Annotated in this window: 3 protein-coding genes; 1 reads left to right on the top strand and 2 read right to left on the bottom strand. The window is 48.1% G+C overall.

The features are described 5' to 3' along the window. A partial coding sequence (locus tag ACTNBK_RS16930) for a hypothetical protein (protein WP_441147852.1) occupies positions 1-227 on the bottom strand: 227 nt, incomplete at its 3' end. Between the two features lie 119 nt (positions 228-346). Continuing rightward, positions 347-1,165 carry a class B sortase gene (locus ACTNBK_RS16925; RefSeq protein WP_441147850.1) on the bottom strand — a complete coding sequence of 273 codons (819 nt, stop codon included), beginning with the start codon at positions 1,163-1,165 and terminating at the stop codon, positions 347-349. Positions 1,166-1,355: 190 nt separating this feature from the next. Between ACTNBK_RS16925 and ACTNBK_RS16920 the strand changes: the two genes are divergently transcribed. Next, entirely contained in the window at positions 1,356-1,994 is a 639-nt protein-coding gene (locus ACTNBK_RS16920) for a hypothetical protein (protein WP_441147848.1), read from the top strand. Positions 1,995-2,081: the final 87 nt, after the last annotated feature.

Genomic DNA, 2,081 nt, shown 5'->3' with positions numbered 1-2,081 from the left:
GCAGATAAATAATGGCTATTTTGCACTGAAATCACCTTAACCAAGCGCAAATGGCGGCTAATACATTGAGTAGAAACAGGATAAAGGCTTTTATTCAGAGGTTCCTTAGAAGTCTCAGTAATGACTTCTAGGGAGGTTCGTCTCATACCGACAGAAAGCGCACACTGAAGGGCTTTATTAATCATAGTTTGGCGGATCGTTATAAGTTCTTGTTCACTAAATGCCATAATATCTCCTTTCGTATCTCTGCACTACGAAATCTGTTATACGAAAAATAAGCATATCAAGATTTCAAACAGAGATTGGTGAAGCTGATTCAAATGCGATATAATTACATTTAAGCGATTCAGTTGGATCTTTGTGCGGCTACGATAAGCCGTCCGTTTTTTGTGTGGTAGCTGCAAGTTGAAAGGATAAGGATTTGGTTCCCATAAATAGGTTGGATTTTTGTATCATATAGCGACTGCTCCAGTAGGAACTCCGCCAGTTCTGAAAATCTTGAATTATTCAGTTCTCCAGCATAGCGATAATATTGAAAGTCCAAAGTGTCTTCTGCAAGAATTTTGGTTTTCACAACGGCAAAAACTTCATATTCACGATGTTCGCTTAAAGTATCAAGTGTGAAAGTCTTTTGAGATTTCCAAAATTCCAGAGTCTCATATCTTTCCAGCGTACCGAACATTGAACCACTTTTCATATTATGGCCATAGATGATCAAGCAGTCGCTGTCTAAAGAGGCATCAGCCCCAATAAAAGGCGTCCCACTTTGTGAATCAGATCGATCAAAAGCGCGACGCAAGTAATACTCCGGATTGTCTGGAGTGAACATGACAGGATAATCTATTTCTGTTCCTGGTATTTGCAGCCACGCAGCGAAGTCGGTATTTCTTTGCGCTAGTTCAGCATATGGACTAATATACAGTTCTCCTTCCTGGACGGTACTATCGAAACGCCCAGAAGGAAAGTTAACTTCGCTGTTTTGGCTTTCCTTTTTATGATAGGATGTGACGATCTTAGATAATTCATCAAAAGCTGTCTGCTCTCGTTTTGCCTCACAGATTTTGGAGAGCAACATAACACAAGATAATATTGCGATTGCTCCTAAAAGGACAAGCAAAGAGGGAATAACAAGGTCCCTGATTTTTTTTCGACTTTGGTTATACAAAAGATTCCCTGCCTCCTTGAAATGACGATTGTGTCTTAGGACCTCTCCGTAGAGCTATTCCCCTGAGTTAAGAAAAGAACGGGTATACTGCGACACCCGTTCTTTTCTTTGTTCCATACCTATAAAGCTTCTCAAGAGTCACCGTCTGTGTTTTTGCTTACGATGTCGGAGTTCAAACCAACACAACAGAATGATCGCTATAAGCGAAGACATTAGAATGGTCGCCCAAACACCAATATGGAAAGTATCTCCCGTTTGGGGAACAGATGTGTTAGTCCGATTACTTGGTGTCGGCGATGGATCAGGGGTCGGCGATGGATCAGGTGTCGGCGACGGGTCAGGGGTCGGCGATGGATCAGGTGTCGGCGACGGGTCAGGGGTCGGCGACGGGTCGGGTGTCGGCGACGGGTCAGGGGTCGGCGACGGATCAGGGGTCGGCGACGGGTCGGGTGTCGGCGACGGGTCAGGGGTCGGCGACGGATCAGGGGTCGGCGACGGATCAGGTGTCGGCGATGGATCAGGGGTCGGCGATGGATCAGGTGTCGGCGACGGGTCAGGTGTCGGCGACGGGTCAGGTGTCGGCGACGGATCAGGGGTCGGCGACGGATCAGGGGTCGGCGACGGGTCAGGGGTCGGCGATGGATCAGGTGTCGGCGACGGGTCAGGGGTCGGCGGCGGGTCAGGTGTCGGCGACGGGTCAGGTGTCGGCGACGGATCAGGGGTCGGCGACGGATCAGGGGTCGGCGACGGGTCAGGTGTCACACTGGGGATCTTTACAGTTGAAGTTACCGTGATGGGTTCCGGCGAGACCATCCCATATTTTGTGTAAACCTCCAAGGTGGTGTATAATAGAAGCACCACAGTGGAGGTTTTATTATGGCAAGAAAGAAACGCACACCGGAAGAAAATGCCCGCA

Origin of the sequence: Intestinimonas sp. HCP28S3_D6, from assembly GCF_052065695.1 — a bacterium.
In the GTDB taxonomy this organism is placed as follows: Bacteria; Bacillota; Clostridia; order Oscillospirales; family Oscillospiraceae; genus Intestinimonas.
Note: the sequence above shows the minus strand (reverse complement) of the source record. Positions and strands in the feature narration are given on the sequence as shown.